This is a genomic window from Breznakiella homolactica (genome assembly GCF_016616095.2).
Classification (GTDB): Bacteria; Spirochaetota; Spirochaetia; order Treponematales; family Breznakiellaceae; genus Breznakiella; species Breznakiella homolactica.
The window spans coordinates 572,425-595,281 of record NZ_CP067089.2 but is presented as its reverse complement, the minus strand read 5'-3'; the positions used below and the strand labels follow the sequence as shown (position 1 = coordinate 595,281).

The window sequence follows — 22,857 nt, the reverse complement described above, 5'->3', positions numbered from 1 at the left end:
TTTTTATGAACGCCCGCCGCCGGGATCAGGCTGGCGGAATCAGCCCTGGCCCGTACGGATAGCTTTGAGCCGGTGCAGAATAGTCGGTTCTTCCCTGCCGAAAAAATCGTGGAGCTCCATGTACAGGGCAAACAGCCGGCTGTAGGTTTCCGTATGCTCCGGGTTCGGGTGGTACACCACATCACCGACGGCGCCTATATCCCTGACTATGCCGGCAATGTTTTTTTCCGGCATTCCCGCGGCGAAACCGTAAATTGCAGCTCCCACCGCGGCGTTCTGCGCTGAACTTGCTATCTTAATGTCACAGCCCGTCACGTCGGCGTATATCTGCATGGTCATGGGGTCTTTACGGGCGATACCGCCGCCGGCGTACAATTCATCCACCGGCACCCCGCCGGAGCGGAAGGCGCCGATGATGTTGCGGGTGCCGTAGGCCGTTGCCTCTATCAGCGCCCGGTACACGTCTTCGGGTTTTGTCTGAAGGGTCATTCCGGCGATCACGCCGGAAAGGTCAAAATCCATCAGGGTGCTGCGGACCCCGTTCCACCAGTCCAGGGCGACAAGGCCGTGCCCGCCGGGTTTCTGGCCTTCGGCCTTCCGGCGAAGCAGCTGGTGGAGGCTGATCCCCGCGGCCTTCGCTTCAAGAGCGTAGCTTTCGGGGACACAATTTTCCACGAACCAGCTGAAGTGGTCCCCTACGCAGCTCTGTCCCGCCTCATAGGCGAAAAGCCCGGGGATAATACCGTCCTTCACCACCCCGCAGACCCCCGCCGCGGGTTTTTCATCCTCGCTCAGCAGCAGGTGACAGGTGGAGGTACCCATAGCCATGAGCATTTTTCCCGGTGAGGCAATGCCGCAGGCAGGGACCGAAGCGTGGGCATCGATGACTCCCACGGCCACCGCGGTGTTCACCGTCAGTCCCATGGCGGCGGCCATTTCCGGGGTCAGGAACCCTGCCCTGCTTCCCAGGGGCCGGATATCCGGAGAGAGTTTTTCCCCGGTAAAATTTTCCATCCGGGGATCCAGGGCTTTGAAGAATTCCTTTGAAGGATATCCTTCGCCGTACCGCCACTGAGCCTTGTATCCCGCGTTGCAGGCACTGCGGATTTCCTTGCCGCAGAGCTGCCACACCACCCAGTCGCCGCATTCGATAAACCGATCCATGGCGCCGTAAACATCCGGCGCTTCCTTTACAATCTGCATCGCCTTGGGTATCAGCCATTCGCTGGAGATTTTTCCGCCGTACATGGGCAGCCAGGACTCCGCTCTGGCCGCGGCGGTTTCGTTCAGTATGTCCGCGCAGTACTGGGCCGCGTGGTGTTTCCACAGTTTCGCGTAGGCGTGGGGAACATCTCGGAAATTGGAAACCTCGCACAGAGGCGTTCCGTCGGATAAGGCGGGCATCACGCTGCAGGAGGTAAAATCGATACCGATCCCCGCCACACTTTCCGCGGGAACCTTAGACTCTTCCATGCAGCCGCGCACCACGGCAGTCAGGCACTCAATATAATCCCGGGGCACCTGGAGAGCCCAGTCAGGGCCGAGGGGCGTGCCGCCGGGCAGTGTTTTATCCAGCACCCCGTGGGGGTAATCCATTACGCGTTCCGCCAGCTGCGCACCGCGTTCATCGATCAGGATGGCCCGGGCAGACAGGGTCCCGAAATCCACTCCCACCGCGTATTTGCTCATGTTATCCGCCTTCCGGCCCGATAACCGGAGGGTACAGCTCCGTTCATCGGGCGCTTATTCAATATGAGGCACAGGAAAGGACCGCTGCCGCGGCTTTCCGTTTATTTATACAAAGGTCCGTAGGTCCCGCAGGCGCGGAAATCAGCTCCCTCCGGATCGGCGGTTCCGAAGGCGCCCCAGGCATGGGGACGGAACAGGGAGTCCGCCGGAAGGTTATGGAGACTGACGGGGATACGGAGCATCGACGCCAAAGTAGCCGCATCCGCGCCCACATGGCCGTACGCGAACGCGGCGTGGTTGCTTCCCCATTTTGCCATCACATCGTATACGGTTTTACAGGGACCGGTTGTATCGAGCCGCGGAACGAACCAGGTGGTCGGCCAGGTTGGGTCGGTACGCTGTTCCAGGGTACTGTGCACAGCATCCGGGAGCACACAGCTGTAGCCTTCAACAATCTGAACCGAAGCTCCCATACCGCCGATCAGGTTAAGCCGGATCATGGTAAGGGGCATTTCCGCCAGAGTCTTAAAATGGCTCGAGAACCCGCCGCCGGGGAAATAATCCAGCGCCGCCGGACACCAGTCGGTGGCGGACAGGCAGGCATCGATATCCTGCGGGGTCATTTCCCACCACTTCTTCATAGTCCCTTTGCCCGCCCCGTCCTTCGAGGCGCCGGTGGCATCCAGCGCCGCGGCGCCGCTGTTTATCATGTGAATGAAACCGTCCTTGGCGAGTCCTTCGGGGGTCCAGCCGGTTACCCGCTTTACCGCATCGGGACTCCAGTAGGTGCGTACATCCGCAAAGAGGCTGGCCGCGCCGGTAATAAGATTCGCAAAGAGCATGCTCATACCGTTGCTGCTGTCGTTTTCCGTGGCGAGAATTACGGGCTGACGCCTGCCGTCCCAGTCGAAGCTGGTATTCAGTATGGCTTCGCAGAAATCCGCGTTGGGCATCCAGTCGCTCCACATACGCTGCCCCTGAAACCCGCCCAGGATGGCGTTCCGGCCCAGGGACTCCTCGGTGTAGCCCGCCTTTGCGAGTTCTTCGTTGCCCAGCATAATGTCCCGGATGATCATGGTCATTTTGACTACCGTGGCCAGTTCTTCCGCTTTCTGTTCCGCGGTGTGCTTTAAATTGCCGGGGTTTTTGTCAAAACCTTCGGGGCAGTTCTTTTTTGTCCAGGCGTATGCCCGCTCAAATTCGACCTTGTCGTAAATTTCATTCTTCAGCCGGCGGCCTACTTCACTCATATCCACCCATTCGGCGCGGATACCGAAATAATCCTGCATAACCTGAGGATCCAGGAAACTGCCCATGATACCCATTGAAACGCCGCCGATTCCCACATAGGCTTTGCCCCGCATCTGGCCGACGGAGACGGCGCAGCGGGCGAAACGCAGGATCTTTTCCTCCACGTCCGCGGGGATACTATGGTCATCCACATCCTGGACATCCTTTCCGTAAATGGAAAAAGCCGGCAAACTGCGCTGGTTGTAGGCGCTGAGCACCGCCGCCAGATAGACAGCTCCGGGACGTTCGGTGCCGTTGAAACCCCAGACAGCCTTGATTGTCAGGGGATTGAGATCCATGGTCTCGCTGCCGTAGCACCAGCAGGGGGTTACGCTCAGGGTGGCGCAAACATTCTCCGCCGTAAACTGCGCGTCACAGCGGGCAGCTTCTTCCCCGCCGCCGATACTGCATTCGGATATAACAACCTGAGCGGGGGTTCCGTCGGCATAAAAGACATTGCTTTCGATCAGCTTCTTTGCCGCCTCGGCCATGTTCCGGGTTTTCTCTTCCAGTCCGCTGCGGACCGCCTGCCTGCCGTCGATGATCGGCCGTATGCCGATTTTCGGGTATTGTTTCATGGTTCCACTGTCTCCTGTGTTTGTCCCCGCCGGAAGCGCGTCTGCGCCCCGGCAAAAACGGAAGGGCAAGCTAAACGCCGGAGCGCCCCTTGCCCCTGCCGGTTATTTCATAAAACCGTCAATTATTTCTTTTTTTGTGATGTACTTTGTCCGCCCCTTCATATATTCCCGCACGGATTCCCGGGCATGGGCTTCTTCCCGGGCTTTCTTTTCCTCATCCCGGAATACCGACGCGCCGTAGCCGATGAGGGTTTCCTGTACTTTTTTGACATCCAGATCCCGGGGTTCCGTGCCGGAAACCGCCGCGAGACCGGCGATTACCCCCGAAGCCTGACCGATACCCATGATGCCGCCCTGGGTCCGGTAGGAGCCGTGGGCGACGCTGGTGCCGGAAATACACCGGCCGCTCAGCACCAGCCCCTTGATACGCGCGGGAATAAGGCACCGGAAGGGAATATCATAGGTATCCTTGAGATCGAACCAGCAGCCGCCGTTATGCCCTCCTTCGGTATAGCCCGTTACCCCGTCGGGATTGTGGACGTCCATGGGAAAGTACCCCCGGGACACCACATCGTCAAACTTGCGGCCTTCCCCGGCATCTTCCTGGGTAAGGGTGTACAGGCCTTTAATGTGCCGGGTTTCCCGGACCCCAACTTCATTGCTGGTGACGCTCACATAGGACTTTTCAAACCCCGGCACGTACTTGATCATAAACTCCGACACCGACTCGATCTGGCGGCGGCCGTCGATTTCGCTGTAGGATTTTTCCACCGCGTCGGTGGAATTATACCCCGAAACCCTGGTGGCGTTGAAGTGGATACTACCGGGATGGATGCCGTTCAGCACAATGACACTGTCCCTGCCGAAGTTCAGATCCCCCGCTGCCACCGCTTTCTTCACCAGGCTCTTGAATCCCTGGGCAACGAAGTAATGCTGCTTCAGGCGGCCGCTGTACGGCCGCACCGGAACAATATCGCTTTTCCATTCAAAGTCATCGGGGTTTTCGAAGATATAGTCGTAAACCTTGTCCGTATCCACATCCACCATTTCGAACATGGCAGAACCGGGCTGAGCTTTGCCGGTGTCGGCGTTGCCGTACACATACTCTTCCCCGGCCATAACCGCCGCGTCCCCGTCTCCGGTGGCATCCACCAGGACTTTGCAGCCGAAGCTGTACGCACCGCTCTTGGTGTGGAGCACCACTCCTTTTACGGAGCCGTCCTCCATTTTAAGGTCCCGCAGCAGGGTGTGGAAGAAAATATCCACCCCCGCCTTGAGGAGCATTTCCTCGGCCACGTACTTGTATTTTTCCCGGTCATAGAACCCCAGATACGCGCCGCTGCCGTAGGGATCCAGAGCCTTCATATGGCCGGTGCTGCCGTGCACCTTCATCAGTTCATCCACGAATTCCTGGGGAATTCCGTTGATCACCTGCTCGTCGCCGAACATAAAGGGCGATATGGGTCCAAGCACGGAGTTGGTCGCCGCGCCGCCGAGAAAGCCGTTCCGTTCAAAGAGCAGCACCGAAGCGCCGGTACGGGCCGCGGCCAGGGCCGCCATAATTCCCGCCGGACCGCCCCCGGCTACGATGACATCGTAGCCGGGCTTATATTTCATTTCATCTTTCGCACCCACAGGTACACCTCTCAATATAATTGCTTACTATACTTAAAAACCGTTTTTGCCGTTATACCAGTTTGCCACCCGGTCGAGCTGGGCTTTGGCATCGGCGTTGTTGAAGACCACTTCCTGGGCGGCCCGCACCAGGTTGGCGGAAAGCTCCGAATAATCCTCGGGATAAAACTCTACCTGTCCGCCGGAGGCGTATTCGTTCCACATGCGCAGCTCGCTGTAGTTTTTCAGGGACTTGATCTGGGAATCGTCGTATACGGTGGCCCGCACGGGAAGCACATTGGCTTTGAGCCACTTCACCTGATTTTCCTGGGTGTAGAAGGTTTTGATAAAATCAAAAGCCGCTTCGGGGTTTTTGCAGAATTTTCCGACACCGAGGCTCTGGCCCGCCACCACCGCGGGGCTCGGGTTCACGCCGCTGGAAAAACCGAGGATGGGAGCGGATGCGATTTTATCGTTGAGTTCCGATGAACGGATCGCGGATGCGCGCTGGGTCCCGGCGTTGCAGGAAAGGATGGTACCCGCCTTGAAGGCGTCCACGATCTCGTCGACGGTCATGCTCAGGCTGGTCCTGTCCATGGCGCCGCTGGTGATCAGGCTTTTGAAGTATTCCATAGCCCTGATCCCGGCGTCGCTGTTGAATACCGCCTTACCGTTCGCGTCAAAGAGGCTGCCGCCGGCGGAGCGGATAAAGGGAATAAAACTTTCCATAAAACTGGCGGCGTTGCTGTTTTCCGAAAGGCCGATCACAAACCCCTGGGCTATGGCGGTGGATTTGCTGCCCCCTTCCCGGGCGAGGGCTTCGAGGTTTGCAGGAGCCTGGGGGAAAATATCGGTGCGGTACCAGTAGGTAAAGGTACGGCTTTCCCAGGGAAGGGTGTAAATCTCGCCTTCAATTTTCAGTGAATCGGCGCTGTAGCTGTACCCTTCAATCTGGGGAATATACGCTTCGGCGTACCGGGTGATGGGCTGGACTGTACCGCCGGCGATATGCTGTTTGAGCATATCGGTGTAGATATTGATGATGTCGGGGCCTGTCTGGGCTCCCGCCGCCTGGATTGCCTGGGACTCAAAACGGCTCCAGTGGATGCTTTCCACCTTTACGGTATTGCCCATGGTATTGGTGGCGTTGTACTCTTCCACGATTTCACGGAGAACCAGGTTGCGGGGATCCTCACCGGATTCGGGATTCAGAAAGATCCAGAATGTCAGTTCCGTACCTTCGCCGGAAGCCTTGTCCGTGCCGCCGCCGCAGGCGCCAAAGATGAGAACCATCGCCAGCATAGCAAAAACACCGAGAATAGAAATCGCTCTTTTTTTCATTTTGCACACTCCTTCTTTCATTGGATTGTTTCTAAGGTATGGGCTGCCGCCCATTACCCTTTCACTGCCCCGGCTGCCATACCGTCAACGAAACGGCGCTGGAGACAGACAAAGAGAATGATGATTGGGATGATCGTTATCATCACCGCCGCCATTAATTCACCCCACTGCACACCGTACTGGGTGATATACCCGTAGAGTCCTACCGATACGGTCCGCAGGTTTTCCTTGGTGACAAAGGTGAAAGAAACCAGAAAGTCGTTCCACACGTAGACCGCGGTAAGCAGGGCGCTGGATGAAATCGCGGGCTGCGAAATCGGCACGATTATCTGGTAAAAAGTCTGTACCCGGGTGCTGCCGTCAATCATGGCCGCTTCCTCTATCGCCTGAGGGGTGGACTCAAAAAAGCCCTTCAGCATCCAGGTAAGCATGGGGGTCCGCCAGGCCGTATACACCAGGACCAATACGATCCGCGTATTGTACAGCCCCATCCGCACAAACATGATATACAGCGGTATCAGCAGCGCCACCGCGGGGACCATGCCGGTCATGAGGATGGCAAACATGATCTGTTCCCGGTGCTTTATCCGGAAACGGGCCAGGGCATACGCCGCGTGGCCGGCCACAATAGTTGATATGACGATACAGATACCGGTAACCAGAAGGCTGTTTCCAAAATACGTACTGAAATTCGAATGGAACAGGACCTTGATGAAATTTTCCAGGTTCAGGGAATCCGGGATAAGGCTCGGCGGAAAACGGCTTACTTCCCCGGTGGATTTAAAGGATGTAGAAAGGCCCCATACAATCGGAACCAGGATAAGCAGCGCGAAAAAGGTTAAAACTATATAAACAAGTACCGCTTCAAGCCTGCCGTCCTTTTTCTTTACCATTGCATTACTCCTATTTGTTGATGCAGCGCCGCCGCCGGACCGCTGTCCGCGGCGTTTTTCCATGGCCGCGGCCGGCTTAATCCTTCCGCCGCAAAATGCGGATATATACGATGCTGAAGACCATATTGAGCATCAGGATAATCACGCTGGCCGCAGAGCCGTATCCCAGGTGCCAGTAATCAAAGCCTTCCTGGAAAGCGAGAACGCTGAGGGTACGGGTAGCCCCGAAGGGTCCCCCGGAGGTCAGGGTATAAATCAGGGTTACCATGTTGAAATATTCCATACTCTGGAGCACCACAGCGGTGAGGATGGTCGGCTTCAGCAGCGGCAGGGTGATCCTGAAAAACACCTGTCCCCGGGAAGCGCCGTCCACCTCGGCGGCTTCGTAGATCTCCGACGAAATCGACTGGAGCGCCGCCAGAATCAGGATGAGTACAATGGGAAAGGAATTCCACACATTGGCGAATACCACCACCAGCTTCGCGGCCAGGGCTGTGTTGAACACATCCAGTTTCTGTCCGGTGAACAGGTAGTTCAGGTAGCTTATCGGTCCGTAGCTGCTGTTCAGCAGCCATTTCCACAGCAGCGCCGTTACGGTCTGGCTCAGCACCCAGGGAATGATGATCAGGGTGCGGTAAACCGTACGGCCCATCATCTTGCGGTTCAGCAGAACCGCCACCACCACCCCCAGGGGAATCACAATAACCAGGGACATAAGTACGTAGGTAACGGAATTAAAAATAGCCTGCCAGCCCTCGGAAGATCCGAGGATAGCGATATAATGGGTCAGGCCGGTAAACTCCCGCACCTCGGTAAACCTGGTGTTGTGCAGGCTCGTATTTATGGCGTACACGATCGGTATCAGGGTGATGCATACAATCAGCAGAACCGCGGGCCCCAAAAAAAGGACCGAAAGGATCCGCTCTTCCCGCATCAGTTTTTTTGAAGAATTAACCGCCACCGTTGCCTCCTTACCAACCGGCTTCCGCCAGTCTGTTTTCGACTGCTTCAGAAAGTCCTGCCAGCTGCTGTACCTCGGCACGCTCCGCCGCCGAAAGGGGCGGCATATCCGGCTTCCGGGTATACTGGGTAAGGCCAAGGCCGAGAAGCTGGAGCATGTATTTCGCGTTCCGGGGATAACTCCGGCATTCGATGAGGGAACACATGGTCAGCAGTTCCTGCAGCACCTCTGCTTCCCGGGGAGCCGCTTCCCAATGACCGAGCAGGAGCCGGTACAGCCGGGGGTGGAAATTGGCCATCACCCCGCTGTACCCCGACGCGCCGGCCCGCAGGGATTCCAGCAGGGTCGCGGTATTGGCGTTGTAGAGTTTTAAACCGCTGCCTTTGGTTATCTCCAGCTTTTCCCGGATATTGTCCATGTCACAGCTGGTATCTTTTATAAAATGAAACCGGCCGCTTCCGGCCATGTAACGCACCACCGCGGGGCTCAGCAGCCGTTTGTAGGGATAGGGACATTCATACACCCCCAAGGGCAGGTCCGGCGGAAGTCTTTCCATCAGCCGTTCCAGCCGTTCCAGAAAAACAGCGTCCCCTTCCTCCGGCGCCGCCAGGCGGTTGCTGATCAGGATCAGGGCATCCACCCCCGATGCGGCTATACGGTTGAGCTCCTCGGTCTGTTCGTCCATTCCGTCGGATATATGGCCCGAGGCAATCACCGGAATACGGGCGTGTTCCTTTACGAATTTTGCCACCGCAGCCCGTTCGTCCTGGCTGAGGAAAAACATCTCACTGGACTGACAGACCGCAAACAGCCCTGCTGAACCATTGGCCTGGTACCATTCAATCAGTTCCTCTAATTTCGCAAAATCAACTGAACCTTCTTCGGTAAAGGGTGTCAGCATTACCGGCCAGATGCCGTCAGGAAAATTCAGGTTCATGGTAATACTCCATTTTGTTCTACAATACAGAACGCCGTTCTCTTTTATAGCTAAAAAAAATTAACCTTTTTTCCAGCTCCCTGATTCAGGGTAACTCCGCACCGGGCGGATAATTTCAATCATACTTCGCTGGCCAGGGCGGTGACCTTTTTTTTCAGGATTCCGGCTATTTCCAGAATCCGTTCTTCGCCGAAACGGAGGGACGGACCGGTGACACTGATCCCTGCCATAACTTCCTTAAAACGGTTGAGCACCGGGACTCCCACGCATTTGATGCCGTATTCGTGTTCCATATCGTCGATACTGTATCCCCGGGCTTTGGTCTGGGCCAGATTTTCCCGGAGCACCGCCGGGTCGGTGATGGTATTATCGGTAAAACGTTCCAGGGGATCCGCAAGCACCGCTTCAATAAAAGCGTCATCCTTAAAGGCAAGGATGGCCTTGCCGATCCCGGTGCAGACCAGGGGCGCGGTAATACCGGTAATGATATTGGTATTGCGGGAAGCGTCGGGATAAGCGCCGTCGAGATAAATGACCGAATGCCCGTCGGGAACACCGTAGTAGACCGTTTCTTCCACCATGGCGCTGATCTCCCGCAGGTATTGGCGGACCCGGCTGTTGAATCCCGCTGCGGACATGGCGGCGTGGGATATCTTGATGAACTTCCGGCCCAGGTAATACTTGCTGGTTTCGCTGTCCTGTTCGATGTAGCCCATGCGTTCCAGGGTGGTGAGAATATTGTGGACATTGCTTTTATACAGCCCCAGCCGGTGGCTGATCTCGGTAATGCCGAGGCCCGGCTCCTCACTGGTAAAACACTCCAGTATTTTGAAGGTCTTTTCCAGTGACTTCAGTTTCGGCTCATTATCCATCTCTTCCGCGCCCTTTTGCTTTTGTTCCACAATAGAGAACACTGTTCTCTTTTCTTATAAATCATGGTACCACGGTCCCGGGTACTTTGCAAGCATAATTTTCGGGAATAAGATTTTTTTTAAAAAAAAGAGCCGCTCATTGTAAATACCGGCCCGCCAGCCCCGCCAAAGGCAGCGCGGGACCGGCGGCTGCCGGAACATCAGCCCTACCCTTTGACCGCTCCAGCCACGAGTCCCTTAACCATATATTTCTGAAAGAAGAAAAACAGGAGCACCATGGGTATGGTTCCCACCACGGAGATACAGTTGATCAGAGACCAGTCGTAGGAAAGTTCCCCGAGGTACCGCAGGGCAATCCCCACAGAAAGAGTCCGGAGGGAATCGCTCTGGATCAGCGTGGCGGCGTGGAGGTAATCGTCCCAGGTCATCAGGAACGCGTAGATCCCCACCGCCAGGATCCCCGGAGTAACCAGGGGCGTGATAATCCTGAAGAGGATGGTATTCCGGGAAGCGCCGTCCACGTATGCGGCTTCCTCGATTTCCCGGGGGATGTTGGCGAAGAAGCTGGACATGAGGATGCTGCAGAAGGGAATCTGCGCCGCCACGATCGCGAGAATAAGTCCGGAACGGGTATTGATGATGCCGATCCGCCCCATCAGCGAATAGAGGGAAATCATCCGGCTCACGATGGGAAACATCTGGGTGGATAAGAGCAGCGCGAAGATAAGCTTGTTCCATTTCGTGTGGAACCGCGCCAGGGAATACCCCGTAAAGATCGCCACGAGGCAGCTCAGCAGCGCTGAAACCGCCGAGACAATAACGTTGTTCCAGTAGTACACAAAGAACTGGTTGTTCTCAAGGAAGAGCTTGCGGTAGCCGTCGGTTACGAAGTTTTTCGGAAAAAAGGACGGAGGATACCGGTACGCCTCCATATTGGTTTTGAATGATGTCACCACCATCCAGTAGAGCGGAAACAGCAGGAACAGCAGGATCAGCGCCATGAGGAAGTATTTCAATATGGAAAAGATTTTGCTTTTTATCATTGCCGTCCCCCTAGGTCATGTCATGGGTTTTGAACACCCGGTTGTACAAGGCGATGGTCACAATCATCAGAAGCATCCAGACGGTGGTCACCGCGGCGCCTGACCCGAGGTTCATGCTGACAAAGGCTTCACGGTAGCTGAGGATAGCCAGGTTTGTGGTGGCTCCGTTGGGCCCGCCGCCGGTCATGGTCCAGAACAGCGGGAACTGTTTGAAATTCTCGATGATCGACATGGACACGGCCACTTTGATAACCGAGGACATATAGGGCATCACAATGCTGAAGAACCGGCGGACGATTCCGGCACCGTCGATTTTGGCGGCTTCCAGGATATCGTCGGGAACATTCTGGAGTCCCGCCAGCAGCAGCAGCGTCATCAGGGGAATCTGTTTCCAGAGAGCGGCTATCCCCACTCCCAGCAGCGCCGTGGAAGGGTTGTTGAGCATGGCAAACTCCGGCACCCTGCCTCCGGAAAATACCGACACGAGATACCGGAACAGTCCGTACTGCGGCTGGAACAGCCACATCCAGATCAGCGCGGAGATTACCGTGGGAACCACCCAGGGGGTCATCATGATACTTCTGATAAACCGTGCCCCTTTGATGTTTGAATTCAGGATCAGCGCCAGGGCAAAACCGAGAATGAACTGGCTGATGATGACGAAGACCACAAACAGAACGGTATTGACCACCGCATTGCCCATGGCGTCGGTCCGGAACAGCCGCAGGTAATTCTCAAAATTATTCCAAACACCGGGTCTGCCGCTGATAATATTTTTTACCCCATACTGCATAAAACTTTTGATCACGGAATCGATGATGGGAATCAGGATAAAGCAGACGGACAGCAGAACCGTGGGAACGGTCAGCGCCATCGAATACAGCGTGTCCCCGGTATCCTTCTTGAGAGGTTTTAACATCTGATACCTCGTTATCGGTGGACTGATTGCCCGGGAATAAATCCCGGGCTGAATGCCGTTAGTTCAGTTTTGCCTGAATGTTTCTTTTGAAGGTAGCTATTGCGGTGTCCACGTTCTGCCGGCTCACGGTTACGGCCTGGGCCAGGGTGCAGAGTTCAAGGTTGAGGTCACTCAGCTGCGGGATAAAGGTCTGCTGCTTGACGTTCCCGGCGGAAGCCGCGGCGCCCTTGAGCACGCCGTTGTTAACCACACCGGTCATGTTCGCCATAGATTTCTTGGCGGGATACGCCGGGGTCAGGTTCGCCAGGTAATCGTTCAGCTGGTTCTCATTGATAACGAACTGGACAAACTTTGAGGTAGCGTCGGCCCGGGCTTTGCCGTTGTCCACCAGGACGAAACAGTGGGCCTGGAGCAGGCTCTGACCGGTTCCGCTGCCGCCCCGCAGCGGTGAGGCGCTGGCGGTAAAGTTGACCGCGTCGGCATTGATCGATTTAACGCCGTTGAAACCCCAGCTCTGATCGTAGTACATGGCCAGCTGGCCCAGGGCAAAGAGGTTGCGCAGGTCCTTGAGTTTCGCGTTCTGGGGATTGTAGCCCCGTTCGTCCAGGAGCTTAACCATGGAGAAGGCCTGGCGGAAACCGTCATTGTCCACCGACAGCCTGCCCGCGTCATCCAGGATCTGGCCGCCGAAGTTGAACACCATGGCGTTCAGCGACGCCCCCGACACCGGCACGGAGGCGGTGGTCTGTCCGAAGGCGTAGACCTTGTTCCCGTTGGAATCCTTCAGCTGGGACAGCTTCTCCGCCATGGCCAGCATTTCGTCGTAGGTCGCCGGCGGTTTATTGGGATCGAGTCCGGCCTGCCGGAACAGTTCCTTGTTGTAATACAGAACATAGGGCGAAATATACAGGGGAATTCCATAGGCTTTGCCGTTGATTTTAAAGGAATTGATCACATCGGGATAAAAATCATTGATGAATTCCTGGGGCAGTATATCGGTTATCGGCGCGGCGAGCCCCGCGTCCTCGAGTCCCGGCACCCAGTCAATTTCCCCGAAGATCACGTCCACCTTGTCGCCGCCGCCGGCCATGTTGATAACCTGGTTCATGATTTCACCGTAGGGAGCGGTAACCCATTCGATGGTGATGCCCGGATTCTGGGCCTCGAAATTTGTTTTGATTCCCTTCCAGAAAGCTTCGTATCCGCTTTCCAGGAGCGCGTAATTCGCGACTTTAATCGTGACCGGTCCGCCCGCGGCGGCCGGCTCACTGGAGCCGCCTGCGAATGCCGCGGAACATACCAGCAGCAGCGCCAGCAATGCACAGATAGTTTTTTTCATTCTCCACTCTCCTTTTTTAGGTCTTACCTAATTTCTTAACTTAATTCAAAGCCGCCCCGCCGGCGGCAGCAATGCATTTTAAACGCTGTCCCGTTCCACCAGCTCCGTTTCGAGCTGGACAAACAGCGGTTTGGTGAGCTCTTTTTTTTCATCGGTCAGCCGCTTTAGAATTGCCATGGCATTCTGGCCCACAAGATCCCTACGGATTTCCATGGTAGTAAGCCGGGGGGTCACGTATCTGGAGATGCGGGAATTGTTGAACCCCGCAATGGACACATCCTTCGGTATCCGTATACCCTTATCCTGGAGAGCCCGCATAACAGTACATGCGATGGTATCGGTTCTGCAGAACACCCCATCCACCTCATGGCGGCCAAAATACGCGAGGAACCGTTTGGCCAGCTCATCTTCGGTTCTGCAGCCGTCGATCACCGCCCGCGGAAGCCCCTTTGCCTCCATCTGGTCCCGGTATCCCTGGTAACGGAAGTCAGCCTTGTTGATTTTCAGGCCCTCAGGGGAAAGGCTGTCCGCGTAGACAATGTGCCGGCGGTTCTTTTTTTGGAGCAGCTCCACACATTTCCGTGCCCCGCCGTACAGTCCGGTATTGATCTTGCCGTAGACCCCCCGGATCCTGCTGTAGCTCCTGATCTCCAGCAGCACCACCGGAACCCCGCTGTCGATCAGGGTCTGTATTGAAGTATCGGGGATCGTCCCGGAACCGATGATTACCCCGTCAAAGGAACGGTTATAAACACTGCTGAGAAAGTTCCTGTCCGTCCGGTCGCTGCACAGGGAAATGAAACATCCGTCATCGTAGGCGATCTTTTCCATCTCACTGATAATCTTTCCGAAGTGTTCGGACATGAGATCGTCGGCGATGAACAGAATATGATTGCTTTTTTTTCCCTTGAGAGCCCGGGCCATTGGAGAGGGATGGTAATTCAGCTTTGCCACCGCCTTCTGGACTTTGCGGCGTTTCAGATCATCCACGTACCGGTTACCGTTGATCACATAGGAAACGATGGTTTCGCTTACCCCGGCTTCCTTAGCGACATCCGCCCGGGTGACCCTCTTTAAGGTATTGGGACCGCTCATACCTGTCCCGCGGGCTTATCCGCCTTTTTCTTGAACCGTACGGTTTCGGTAATTTCGAGTCCCGTATCGTAGTCGAGCTGGATCTGTTCTCCCGGTCCCGCGGGCCGCTGACGGGTAAATCCGTCCACTTCCCAGGAAGGCCGCCGGTAAGCGCTGTTCCACGGACGGACCTCCCATTGATATCCCCGGTAGGGGTCACGGGTATTGTTCATAAAATCAATTATTCTCTGGTGCAGGGTATCCCGCAGTTCCTTCTTATCAGGATCGTTGATCAGATTATTCATTTCGTACCGGTCGTTCACCGTATCGTAGAGTTCATCGGTTTCGTCCAGGAGATGGACCGCCAGCTTATCCGTATCGGTTACCGCCGCCCGCATAAACTGGATTCCCCCGAAACCGTCGTGGTCGATTTCATAGCGGTGGAACTCACAGAACACCGTATCGTGCAGTTTATTGTGCTCGGGATCCTCAATGACAGGCCGCATACTCGTTCCCTGCAGCACCGGCGGCGTGGGAATATCAAAGTAATCCAGAATCGTCGGCAGCATATCGATATGGGTCGCCACCGACGGGTAGACCGCGCCTTCGGGTGACCGGCAGTAAGCCCCGCCTTTTATTATCAGGGGAATATGGGCGACTTCCTCGTAGACCGTGGGTCCCTTTAAGGTTAGGGAGTGGGCGCCCAACGCTTCCCCGTGGTCGGAGGTGAAGATAATCATGGCGTCCGGCGCGGACCGCTTCACCCTATCGATAACCCTTCCGATTTCACTGTCAACAAAGGAGTTGCATCCCAGAAACAGCTGGGGTTTTACGGATAATTTTGATTTGTCCTCATGGAGGCTGTCCCCGGCCCAAAGCTTCTGGTACAGGGGTTTGCCTTCCAGGGTATCGTAGTAATTCGGGGTCTTGGGCATTTCATAATCTTTATACATGGACGCGAACGGCTCGGGGCACAGGTACGGCTGGTGGGGTTCATCGTAGCTGACGCAGAGGAAAAAATCCTCTCCGCCGTGGTTTTCAAGAAAATCCAGGGCCCGGTTGCTTACCCGGCGGGCGAAGGTGAACTCCGCATCGATCCCGCCGTCTTCCAGGGAGGAGTTTTCCTTCCGGCTTTTGAGCCGTTCCCCGGGGGAGAGTTCGTCCAGATAACGGCGCATATCATACCAATAGGCGTCATCGTATCCCGGGGGACAAATCCCGCTGCCGAAATAATCCCCGCCGTCCAGATGCCATTTTCCGATATAGGCGCAGTGTACGTTTTCCGGGGTCAGATATTCCCCCGCGGTTTTTACCCCGTTCAGCAGGGGCACGGTATTGGTAAAACTGCCGTTGGAATGCGGGAAAAGCCCGGTAAAAATCGCCGACCGCGCGGGCCCGCAGACGGGCTGGCAGGTATAAGCCTTGTCGTACCGCACCCCTTCCCGGGCAAGGGCGTCGATGCAGGGGGTCTTCATATCGGGGTACCCGTAGCAGCCGACCATATCCCATCGGGTGGTATCGGTCATGATGAATACAACCTGGCGTTTCTTCTCCATATCCGGATATACACTCCTGTTTATATACACTGGTGTGTACATAGTAGATCCGGTACAGAGATATGTCAAGAAAAAACAGCACCGGATTACAAAAGTCCTGCGCCGGTTTGATTAATCAATTATGAGCATATCATTTTCATCAAATTTCCAGTTTTTGCCGTAGGCAACTTCCCAGTAATATCCGTCCAAATCCCTGAAATATCCGCTGTAGCCGTCCCAGGTCAAGAGTTTTCGCGGTTTCTTAACAACCGTACCGCCGCTCTTCCGGACCAGCTCGATAAAATCGTCCACTTCCTTTTCGGACTTCATGTTTATGGCCAGGGTAATGCCCCCGAATTTTCCCGGTGCTGTTTCAGGGGGATTATCGGGATCGATGTCCTCCGCCAGCCCCTCCAGCGGAAACAGTTCGAGTTTGGTGCCTTGGGTATCGAAAAAAACGATCGCTGGGCGGCTGCCCTGCTCATACGTTTTAAAGCCAATGTTTTTATAGAAAAGCAGTGATTTTTCTATGTCCGCCACTCCGAGACAGATCAGGTTGATTCTGTTCATTTTTTCTCCTGGTTTGACGTTCTCCGGAAAATACGGCTGAAGCCGCGGTGCGGCCGTACCCAGAGGGTACGGCTACATCCCGAAGATTTCCGCCGCCTTGGCCAGTTCCGCAATAATGGGAATTCCCTGGGGACAGACCTCTTCGCAGGCGCCGCAGCGGATACAGGCCGAGGCTTTTCCGCCGGAGGCTGTTTCAAACCCGTAGCGGCTCTTTGCCCGGGCCATATTCCGGTACACCAGATAATCGTTGACGGCAGCGAAAACTCCGGGGATGGAGATATGTTCCGGGCAGCCCTTGAGACAGTACCGGCAGTCGGTGCAGGGCACCTGGGGAATGGCGGAGAGGGCCTGCTGCACCCGTTCAATGACGGTCCGTTCTTCCTTGTTAAGGGGACGGAAGTTTTCCATCACCGAAAGATTGTCCTTCATCTGGTCAACCGTGGACATCCCGCTGAGTACCGTGACAATTCCCTCCAGGGAAGCGGCGTAGCGCAGGGCCCAGGAAGCCTGGGAGCGGCCCGGTTCGGCCCGGGAGAAAATCTCCGCCGCCGGTTCCGGCAGGTTCGCCAGGGCGCCGCCCTTGACGGGTTCCATGATAACCACGGGCTTACCGTGTTTCATGGCGGTTTCATAGCATTTCCGCGACTCAATCACCGGGTTTTCCCAGTCGGCATAGTTAATCTGGAGCTGGACAAAATCCATTTCCGGGTGCTTGGAAAGAACCTCATCCAGATGGGCAGCCTTGGCGTGCATGGAGAATCCGAGATGCCTGATACGCCCTTCCCGCTTCTGTTCCGCCAGAAAGTCCCAGATACCGAAACGGTCGAAGGTTTCGGTGCGGACATTTCCGGTGCCGCCCAGGTTGTGGAGGAGGTAAAAATCGAAAAACTCAAGACCCGTACGGTCCAGGGAGGTACGGAACATGTTTTTGGCTTCCTCCGCCGTGGAAACCGCCCAGGCAGGCAGCTTGGTGGCGAACTGGAAACGTTCCCGGGGATACCGTTCGACCAGAACTTCCCGGGCGGCCAGTTCCGATTTGCCATTCAAATAGCCCCAGGCGGTATCGAAGTAGGAAAATCCCTTTTCCATAAACAGATCCACCATCCGCGCTAACTGTTCCATATCCACATCCTCGCCGATCATTGGCGGCCGCATAAGACCGAAGCCTAATTTGGGGATGTCTTTGCCGAGGTATTCCTGCATAGTGATCTCCTGTTGTTTTCAATAACTATACGTATAGAGTGAACTCATGGATAGTCCGCCAGAGAGTAGGTTTCCTGCCGGTTCCGTGGTATTCTTCCTGAATCAGGCAAGGAGGGAGCCGGTGGTGGACACGGTATATACGATTGGCTATTCGGGGTTTTCCCTGGATGCGTTTATCCAGACCATCACGGCCCGCGGAATATCCCTGGTCATCGATGTCCGCAGTCAGCCTTTTTCCCGGTATTACAATGAATACAACCGGGAAAACCTGGAGAAGGTCCTGAGCCGGTGTCGCATCCATTACCGGAGCTACGCCGCGGAGCTCGGCGGGAAACAGACCGACCGGCGGTATTACACCGCTGGGACATACTTCGATTTTGAACGGTACGCGCAGTCGGAAAGTTTTGCGGCGGGATTTGAAAAAGTAAAACAAAGCCTCGAGCGGGGTTATTCCATCAGCCTGATGTGCGCCGAAAAAGATCCCTTCAACTGTCACCGGGCCATCATGATTGCCCGGGTCTTCCATGAGGCGGGATTCAAGGTTATTCATTTGCTGCCTGACAACAAAGAAATGACCCAGGAAGATATTGAAGAACGCCTTCTGGCGCGGTATTTTCCGGCGCCGGAGCAGCCTGTTTTGTTTGAATCCGCCATGAACCGCGAAGAAGCCCTGATTCTGGCTTACCGGAAAAGAAACGAAGACATGGGGAAACGGTTCAGCGAAGAACAGACCTAAAAACACAGCGTTTCATAAAACCTCAGACCCGGTTCCCCTGTATCCAGGGCGCTTTCTGTTTCAGTTCTTCCTGATCCACATAGGAAAGAATGGTCTCAATGGTACTGATAAGGTCTTTGAATTTTGCCAGTTTTTCAGTGAGGTAAATATAATAAAAAACCTGGGTTCCTTTTTTATAGGAAGAAATAATCCCGGCATCCTTCAGGATCTTCAGGTGATGGGAAATCGCGGGACGGGAAAGATGGCAGCGGTCGGTTATATCCGATACGTTCATTCCATCAACACCAGCCTCAGCCAGAATCAGCACGATCCGCTGCCGGTTTTCATCCCCCAGGGCTATAAAACTGGGTCCCAGGTGTTTGAATTTTTCCGCGGCTTTTTTTATTTCCTTCTGGTTTATCATACCCCACCTCATTCCCTTCCGGAAAATATTTAAGCTTCACAGTAAAAATGTATTGACAATTTCTCTTGTTGTCAATATTTTCGTTTATATGTTTAAATACTTAAACGCTTAAACTCTTAAACTTTTAAAATCAAGGAGAAAAGAGTATGGGAAAAAGGTTCTTCAAACATCCCTGGATTATCATCGTCACTGCCCTGGTTATAACCGCCGGTTTCGCCACTCAGCTGGGAAAGCTGGAAATCGACAACTCCCTGCGGATCTACCTTCCGGTGGAGCATGAATCCTACGTCCGGCTGGAGGAGATGGAGGCGGAATTCGGCAGCACCGATATTATCGGCATCGTCCTTGAAGCCCGGGAAGGCAGCATCCTCACGGCGGACTACGTTAACCTGCTCCGGGATATCACCGAACGGATTGAGGATGTGCTCCAGGTGGACGAGGTCACATCCCTGGCAAATATTGACTACATCTACGGCCGGGACGGCAGCCTTATCGCCGGCAGCCTGGTGGGGGACGATTTTGCCGGTACCCCGGCGGAACTCCGGGACATCCGGGAAAAGATCGCCGGCTGGGACGATATGTACCACCGGGTCATAATCTCCGACGACTGGAAGAGCACCCAGATGTCCGTAACCCTGGAAACCGGCCTGGGTTCAAAGGAAAAGCAGGCCGCCCTAGACGCGGTCAGGCTTATTGTCGCGGAAACTGCCGTTGATCCCAACATCAAAGTTACCTACGTGGGAGACCCGGTGGTGAGCGAGAGCGCCGGACAGTTCATGCGTTCCGACATGGCCCGGCTCATTCCCCTGGTGGTGCTGGTGGTGATCATCTGCCTCTTCCTGTCCTTCGGCAGTGTTGAGGGCACAGTCCTCCCCCTGATTACGGTCCTGCTGAGCAGCATCTGGTCCCTGGGCATCATGGGCATGCTCAATGTAACCTTTACGATTGTTTCCAGTGTTATCCCCGTGGCGCTCATCGCCATCGGCTCGGCCTACGGCATCCACGTGATGAACCACTATTACGCCGCCCTGGACAAAGAACCGGGACCTGTCGGCAGGGAACGCCACCGGGAGATTATTCTGAAGGGACTTACGGGAGTTCTCCCGGCGGTCATCCTGGCGGCGGTCACCACCGTAGCGGGATTCATCTCCCTGGTAGGCAGCCCCCTGGTTCCCCTGCGCAGTTTTTCGGTCTTCACCGCCCTGGGCATCGTTTTCTCATTGCTCCTGTCCATAAGTTTTATTCCCGCCCTGCTGATGGTAAAACCGGAAAAAAGCATCGGCAGGCGGTCGGGGTTCCTTGACGGGATCAAGGCGAAGCTGAAAGCCAAAGGCACCCCGGCGCAGACGGATACTGCCGTGAAGACAGAGGCTCCTTCAAAACCATCCATCCTGTACCGGCTCTACCGGATACTGGCGGGAAGTCCGGTGCGGCTGGTTCTGTTTTCAATGGTGATCATCGCCGTATCAGCCTTTGGTATCCGGCGGATCACCGTGGACACCGCTCTGGTAAATTACTTCCCGGCGGATTCCCAGGTGAGGCAGGACATCGACTTTGTGGACGAACGTTTCGCCGGAACCAACAGCATCTACCTCATCGTGGAAGGCCAGGAAAAGGGGGACATGACCAGGCCGGAGATTCTCAAACCCCTGGACGAGCTCCAGACCCATCTGTCGGAGACCTACGGCGAAATAGGCAAGACCGTTTCCTTCTCAACCTTTGTCAAGCGGATGAACCAGGTGATGCACATCCCCGAAAACCCGGCGGTGTACGAAACGAACTGGGAGGATGACTTCTCTGGAGATAAGGGGTTAGAAAGTTTTGGTTTTTCATCCTTTGATGACAGCGGTTCAGGGCTTTCATCTTTTGACGATGAATTTTCCTTCGGCGGCGATGACGATTGGTCCGGAACAGATGACGGCTATATCGATCCCAATATCGCCTACGCGACAAAACTCGGCGAACCCATGACCTTCCGGGAGGGTATGGCTTTGCTGGAAAAAGCCTACTCCACCGCGGGCGGCAGCGCTGCCACGGTCCAGGGGATCGTCCGGGAGCTGGAAAAAGAACTCAACTACAACGGCGCGGCCTACTACGAAATTCCCTACGATCCCGCGAAATATCCCGCGGCCACCACCGAGGAACTCCAGGATCTGGTGTCCCAGTACCTCCTGCTTTTCAGCGGGTCCCTGGATAACTTTATCGACGACTCCCTGGTTCCCCGGACCGGCCGGGTGGCCATACAGCTGCGGACCCGGAGCACCACGGTTATCGAAGGCATCATCAACGACGCGGAAGCCTACGCCGCGGCCCACTTCCCCGAAGGGTACACGGTCCACGCCACGGGAAACGCCCAGCTGGAATACGTCATGACCGAACTTATCATCTCCAGCCAGATGCGGAGTCTTCTTTTTTCTCTGGTGAGCGTGTTCCTCATCCTGGCAATCTACTTCCGGTCGCCTCTGGCCGGTCTTGTGGGGGCGGTCCCCCTGCTCTTCGCGATCCTGCTGAACTACATGGCCATGGGCATTTTCAATATAAACCTGGATATGTTCACCAGCCTCATCGCATCCATCGCCGTGGGGGTCGGCATCGATTACACAATCCACTTTATGACCAACTACCGGGAGGAACGGCAGCTCTCCGGCAATCTGCAGGAGGTGACCCGGAAGACCCTGGAAAAAAGCGGCCGGGGTATCGTAACCAACGCGTTGTCCGTGGGTCTGGGATTCCTGGTGCTCTGCCTGTCCCGTTTCGTGGTGCTCCGGTACATCGGCATCCTGGTGGCGGTGGTGATGTTCACCAGTTCGGTTCTAGCCATGACGGTCATCCCGGGCCTGCTGAATATCTTCGACTTCAAGTTTATGAAACGGAAAAAGAACCGCCCCGAAGAGGCGTGAATCAACAACCCCGCCCTAAAGGACGGGGTATGTTGGTTCTGCAAGGTATGGATTGTAGCGGGTTTAATACCCCGGATAGCATTCCTTACTTACCAACAAACGCCATAAATGGCGGGGTATTAAACCCACGTGTGAATAAAAACTAAACATAGGGAGAATTCTATGAAACATGTAAACGCTAAAAAACGTATCCGGATGGCCGCCCTGGCGGGGATGGCCCTTATCCTGCCGGTTTCCCTGTTTGCCCAGGATGGGCGGACCATCATGCAGAACGTGTACGACGCGCCCGAACCGGCGTACCTCCACACCATGGTCCGGATGGACCTGATTGAGGCGAACGGTTCCACCGAAAGTCGGACCGTGGAGGAATGGAGCAAGACCGCCGACGATCTTACCTCCATGGTAATGATATTCCGCAGCCCCGCTTCGGTGCGGGACACCCGGTTTCTGCAGATTGAAAACAAGGGCCGGGACGACGATAAATGGATCTACCTGCCCGCACTCCGGACAACCCGGCGCATAGCCGCCTCCGAGGGGAGCAAGTCCTTCATGGGAACCGACGCCTCCTACGACGATATGAGCAGCCGGGAGGTGGACGAGGACACCCATGAGCTGCTGTCGGAAAAGACCGTAAACGGCTTCGACTGCTGGGAAGTAAAGTCCACCCCAAAGGTCGCTTCCTCTTCGGAATATTCCTACCGGATCGTCTGTGTGGACAAGGCCACCCTCACCCCGGTGCACAGCCTGATGTATGACAAACGGGGAAACCTCTACAAGGAACTTACCGTGGAGGAACTGCGGAACGTGGGAGGCTACGATATTCCCATAAATACCCTGCTGACCAATGTCCAGACGGGCCACGCCACCCGACTGGTGATCACCAACATCGAAGTGGACAAACCCGTGAGCGACCGGGTCTTTACCCAGAACTTCCTGAATACCGGACGCCTCTAGGCATTA

Annotated in this window: 19 protein-coding genes; 3 read left to right on the top strand and 16 right to left on the bottom strand. The window is 55.5% G+C overall.

Going from position 1 to position 22,857, the window contains the following annotated elements:
- Window positions 1-39: 39 nt before the first annotated feature.
- The 15 genes from JFL75_RS02985 to JFL75_RS02915 form a co-directional block, all read right to left on the bottom strand.
- Window positions 40-1,689 (bottom strand): ribulokinase, encoded by a 1,650-nt coding sequence (locus tag JFL75_RS02985; protein ID WP_215625212.1) that lies wholly within the window; start codon window positions 1,687-1,689, stop codon window positions 40-42.
- 101 nt (window positions 1,690-1,790) lie between these two features.
- Window positions 1,791-3,557: an L-fucose isomerase gene (locus tag JFL75_RS02980; RefSeq protein ID WP_215625211.1), complete on the bottom strand. Its 1,767-nt coding sequence runs from the start codon at window positions 3,555-3,557 to the stop codon at window positions 1,791-1,793.
- 102 nt (window positions 3,558-3,659) lie between these two features.
- Window positions 3,660-5,192 (bottom strand): FAD-dependent oxidoreductase, encoded by a 1,533-nt coding sequence (locus JFL75_RS02975; RefSeq protein ID WP_215625210.1) that lies wholly within the window; start codon window positions 5,190-5,192, stop codon window positions 3,660-3,662.
- A gap of 33 nt (window positions 5,193-5,225) precedes the next feature.
- The gene (locus JFL75_RS02970) at window positions 5,226-6,512 is read right to left on the bottom strand and encodes an ABC transporter substrate-binding protein (RefSeq protein WP_215625209.1); all 1,287 of its coding nucleotides are present in this window, start codon (window positions 6,510-6,512) and stop codon (window positions 5,226-5,228) included.
- A 53-nt stretch (window positions 6,513-6,565) separates the two neighbouring features.
- Window positions 6,566-7,405: a carbohydrate ABC transporter permease gene (locus JFL75_RS02965; protein ID WP_215625208.1), complete on the bottom strand. Its 840-nt coding sequence runs from the start codon at window positions 7,403-7,405 to the stop codon at window positions 6,566-6,568.
- 76 nt (window positions 7,406-7,481) lie between these two features.
- Window positions 7,482-8,366, bottom strand: a complete 885-nt coding sequence (locus JFL75_RS02960) for a carbohydrate ABC transporter permease (RefSeq protein WP_215625207.1) — start codon at window positions 8,364-8,366, stop codon at window positions 7,482-7,484.
- 10 nt (window positions 8,367-8,376) lie between these two features.
- Entirely contained in the window at window positions 8,377-9,303 is a 927-nt protein-coding gene (locus tag JFL75_RS02955) for a dihydrodipicolinate synthase family protein (RefSeq protein WP_215625206.1), read from the bottom strand.
- Window positions 9,304-9,422: 119 nt separating this feature from the next.
- Window positions 9,423-10,205, bottom strand: coding sequence for an IclR family transcriptional regulator (locus tag JFL75_RS02950; RefSeq protein WP_215625205.1), 783 nt, complete (start codon window positions 10,203-10,205; stop codon window positions 9,423-9,425).
- Between the two features lie 176 nt (window positions 10,206-10,381).
- Window positions 10,382-11,218: a carbohydrate ABC transporter permease gene (locus tag JFL75_RS02945; RefSeq protein ID WP_223292751.1), complete on the bottom strand. Its 837-nt coding sequence runs from the start codon at window positions 11,216-11,218 to the stop codon at window positions 10,382-10,384.
- Between the two features lie 10 nt (window positions 11,219-11,228).
- Window positions 11,229-12,137, bottom strand: a complete 909-nt coding sequence (locus JFL75_RS02940; RefSeq protein WP_215625204.1) for a carbohydrate ABC transporter permease — start codon at window positions 12,135-12,137, stop codon at window positions 11,229-11,231.
- A 58-nt stretch (window positions 12,138-12,195) separates the two neighbouring features.
- Window positions 12,196-13,476, bottom strand: coding sequence for an ABC transporter substrate-binding protein (locus JFL75_RS02935; RefSeq protein WP_215625203.1), 1,281 nt, complete (start codon window positions 13,474-13,476; stop codon window positions 12,196-12,198).
- A gap of 78 nt (window positions 13,477-13,554) precedes the next feature.
- Window positions 13,555-14,571 (bottom strand): LacI family DNA-binding transcriptional regulator, encoded by a 1,017-nt coding sequence (locus tag JFL75_RS02930; RefSeq protein ID WP_215625202.1) that lies wholly within the window; start codon window positions 14,569-14,571, stop codon window positions 13,555-13,557.
- Complete coding sequence (locus tag JFL75_RS02925; protein ID WP_215625201.1) at window positions 14,568-16,106, bottom strand: sulfatase-like hydrolase/transferase; 1,539 nt, start codon at window positions 16,104-16,106, stop codon at window positions 14,568-14,570. The genes JFL75_RS02930 and JFL75_RS02925 overlap by 4 nt, the downstream gene beginning before the upstream one ends.
- A 111-nt stretch (window positions 16,107-16,217) precedes the next feature.
- Window positions 16,218-16,655, bottom strand: a complete 438-nt coding sequence (locus JFL75_RS02920) for a VOC family protein (RefSeq protein WP_215625200.1) — start codon at window positions 16,653-16,655, stop codon at window positions 16,218-16,220.
- Window positions 16,656-16,727: 72 nt separating this feature from the next.
- A complete protein-coding gene (locus tag JFL75_RS02915) occupies window positions 16,728-17,858 on the bottom strand; it encodes an aldo/keto reductase (RefSeq protein ID WP_215625199.1) in 1,131 nt (376 codons plus the stop codon).
- Between the two features lie 121 nt (window positions 17,859-17,979).
- On the opposite strand from JFL75_RS02915, the gene JFL75_RS02910 reads away from it, so the two are divergent.
- On the top strand, window positions 17,980-18,594 hold the full coding sequence (locus JFL75_RS02910; RefSeq protein ID WP_215625198.1) for a DUF488 domain-containing protein: 615 nt from the start codon (window positions 17,980-17,982) through the stop codon (window positions 18,592-18,594).
- A 22-nt stretch (window positions 18,595-18,616) separates the two neighbouring features.
- Here the strand turns inward: JFL75_RS02910 and JFL75_RS02905 are convergent, their stop codons facing one another.
- Window positions 18,617-18,997 (bottom strand): ArsR/SmtB family transcription factor, encoded by a 381-nt coding sequence (locus JFL75_RS02905; RefSeq protein WP_215625197.1) that lies wholly within the window; start codon window positions 18,995-18,997, stop codon window positions 18,617-18,619.
- Between the two features lie 146 nt (window positions 18,998-19,143).
- On the opposite strand from JFL75_RS02905, the gene JFL75_RS02900 reads away from it, so the two are divergent.
- Together JFL75_RS02900 and JFL75_RS02895 are read left to right on the top strand one after the other, a co-directional pair.
- Window positions 19,144-21,897, top strand: a complete 2,754-nt coding sequence (locus JFL75_RS02900) for an efflux RND transporter permease subunit (RefSeq protein ID WP_215625196.1) — start codon at window positions 19,144-19,146, stop codon at window positions 21,895-21,897.
- A gap of 162 nt (window positions 21,898-22,059) precedes the next feature.
- Entirely contained in the window at window positions 22,060-22,851 is a 792-nt protein-coding gene (locus JFL75_RS02895) for an outer membrane lipoprotein-sorting protein (protein ID WP_215625195.1), read from the top strand.
- Window positions 22,852-22,857 lie beyond the last annotated feature (6 nt).

Bases quoted from the DNA above. Each gene is read 5' to 3' on its own strand.
- JFL75_RS02985 (WP_215625212.1), bottom strand. From the start codon at position 1,689: ATGAGCAAATACGCGGTGGGAGTGGATTTCGGGACCCTGTCTGCCCGG.
- JFL75_RS02980 (WP_215625211.1), bottom strand. From the start codon at position 3,557: ATGAAACAATACCCGAAAATCGGCATACGGCCGATCATCGACGGCAGG.
- JFL75_RS02970 (WP_215625209.1), bottom strand. From the start codon at position 6,512: ATGAAAAAAAGAGCGATTTCTATTCTCGGTGTTTTTGCTATGCTGGCG.
- JFL75_RS02965 (WP_215625208.1), bottom strand. From the start codon at position 7,405: ATGGTAAAGAAAAAGGACGGCAGGCTTGAAGCGGTACTTGTTTATATA.
- JFL75_RS02955 (WP_215625206.1), bottom strand. From the start codon at position 9,303: ATGAACCTGAATTTTCCTGACGGCATCTGGCCGGTAATGCTGACACCC.
- JFL75_RS02945 (WP_223292751.1), bottom strand. From the start codon at position 11,218: ATGATAAAAAGCAAAATCTTTTCCATATTGAAATACTTCCTCATGGCG.
- JFL75_RS02940 (WP_215625204.1), bottom strand. From the start codon at position 12,137: ATGTTAAAACCTCTCAAGAAGGATACCGGGGACACGCTGTATTCGATG.
- JFL75_RS02935 (WP_215625203.1), bottom strand. From the start codon at position 13,476: ATGAAAAAAACTATCTGTGCATTGCTGGCGCTGCTGCTGGTATGTTCC.
- JFL75_RS02930 (WP_215625202.1), bottom strand. From the start codon at position 14,571: ATGAGCGGTCCCAATACCTTAAAGAGGGTCACCCGGGCGGATGTCGCT.
- JFL75_RS02925 (WP_215625201.1), bottom strand. From the start codon at position 16,106: ATGGAGAAGAAACGCCAGGTTGTATTCATCATGACCGATACCACCCGA.
- JFL75_RS02920 (WP_215625200.1), bottom strand. From the start codon at position 16,655: ATGAACAGAATCAACCTGATCTGTCTCGGAGTGGCGGACATAGAAAAA.
- JFL75_RS02915 (WP_215625199.1), bottom strand. From the start codon at position 17,858: ATGCAGGAATACCTCGGCAAAGACATCCCCAAATTAGGCTTCGGTCTT.
- JFL75_RS02905 (WP_215625197.1), bottom strand. From the start codon at position 18,997: ATGATAAACCAGAAGGAAATAAAAAAAGCCGCGGAAAAATTCAAACAC.
- JFL75_RS02900 (WP_215625196.1), top strand. From the start codon at position 19,144: ATGGGAAAAAGGTTCTTCAAACATCCCTGGATTATCATCGTCACTGCC.
- JFL75_RS02895 (WP_215625195.1), top strand. From the start codon at position 22,060: ATGAAACATGTAAACGCTAAAAAACGTATCCGGATGGCCGCCCTGGCG.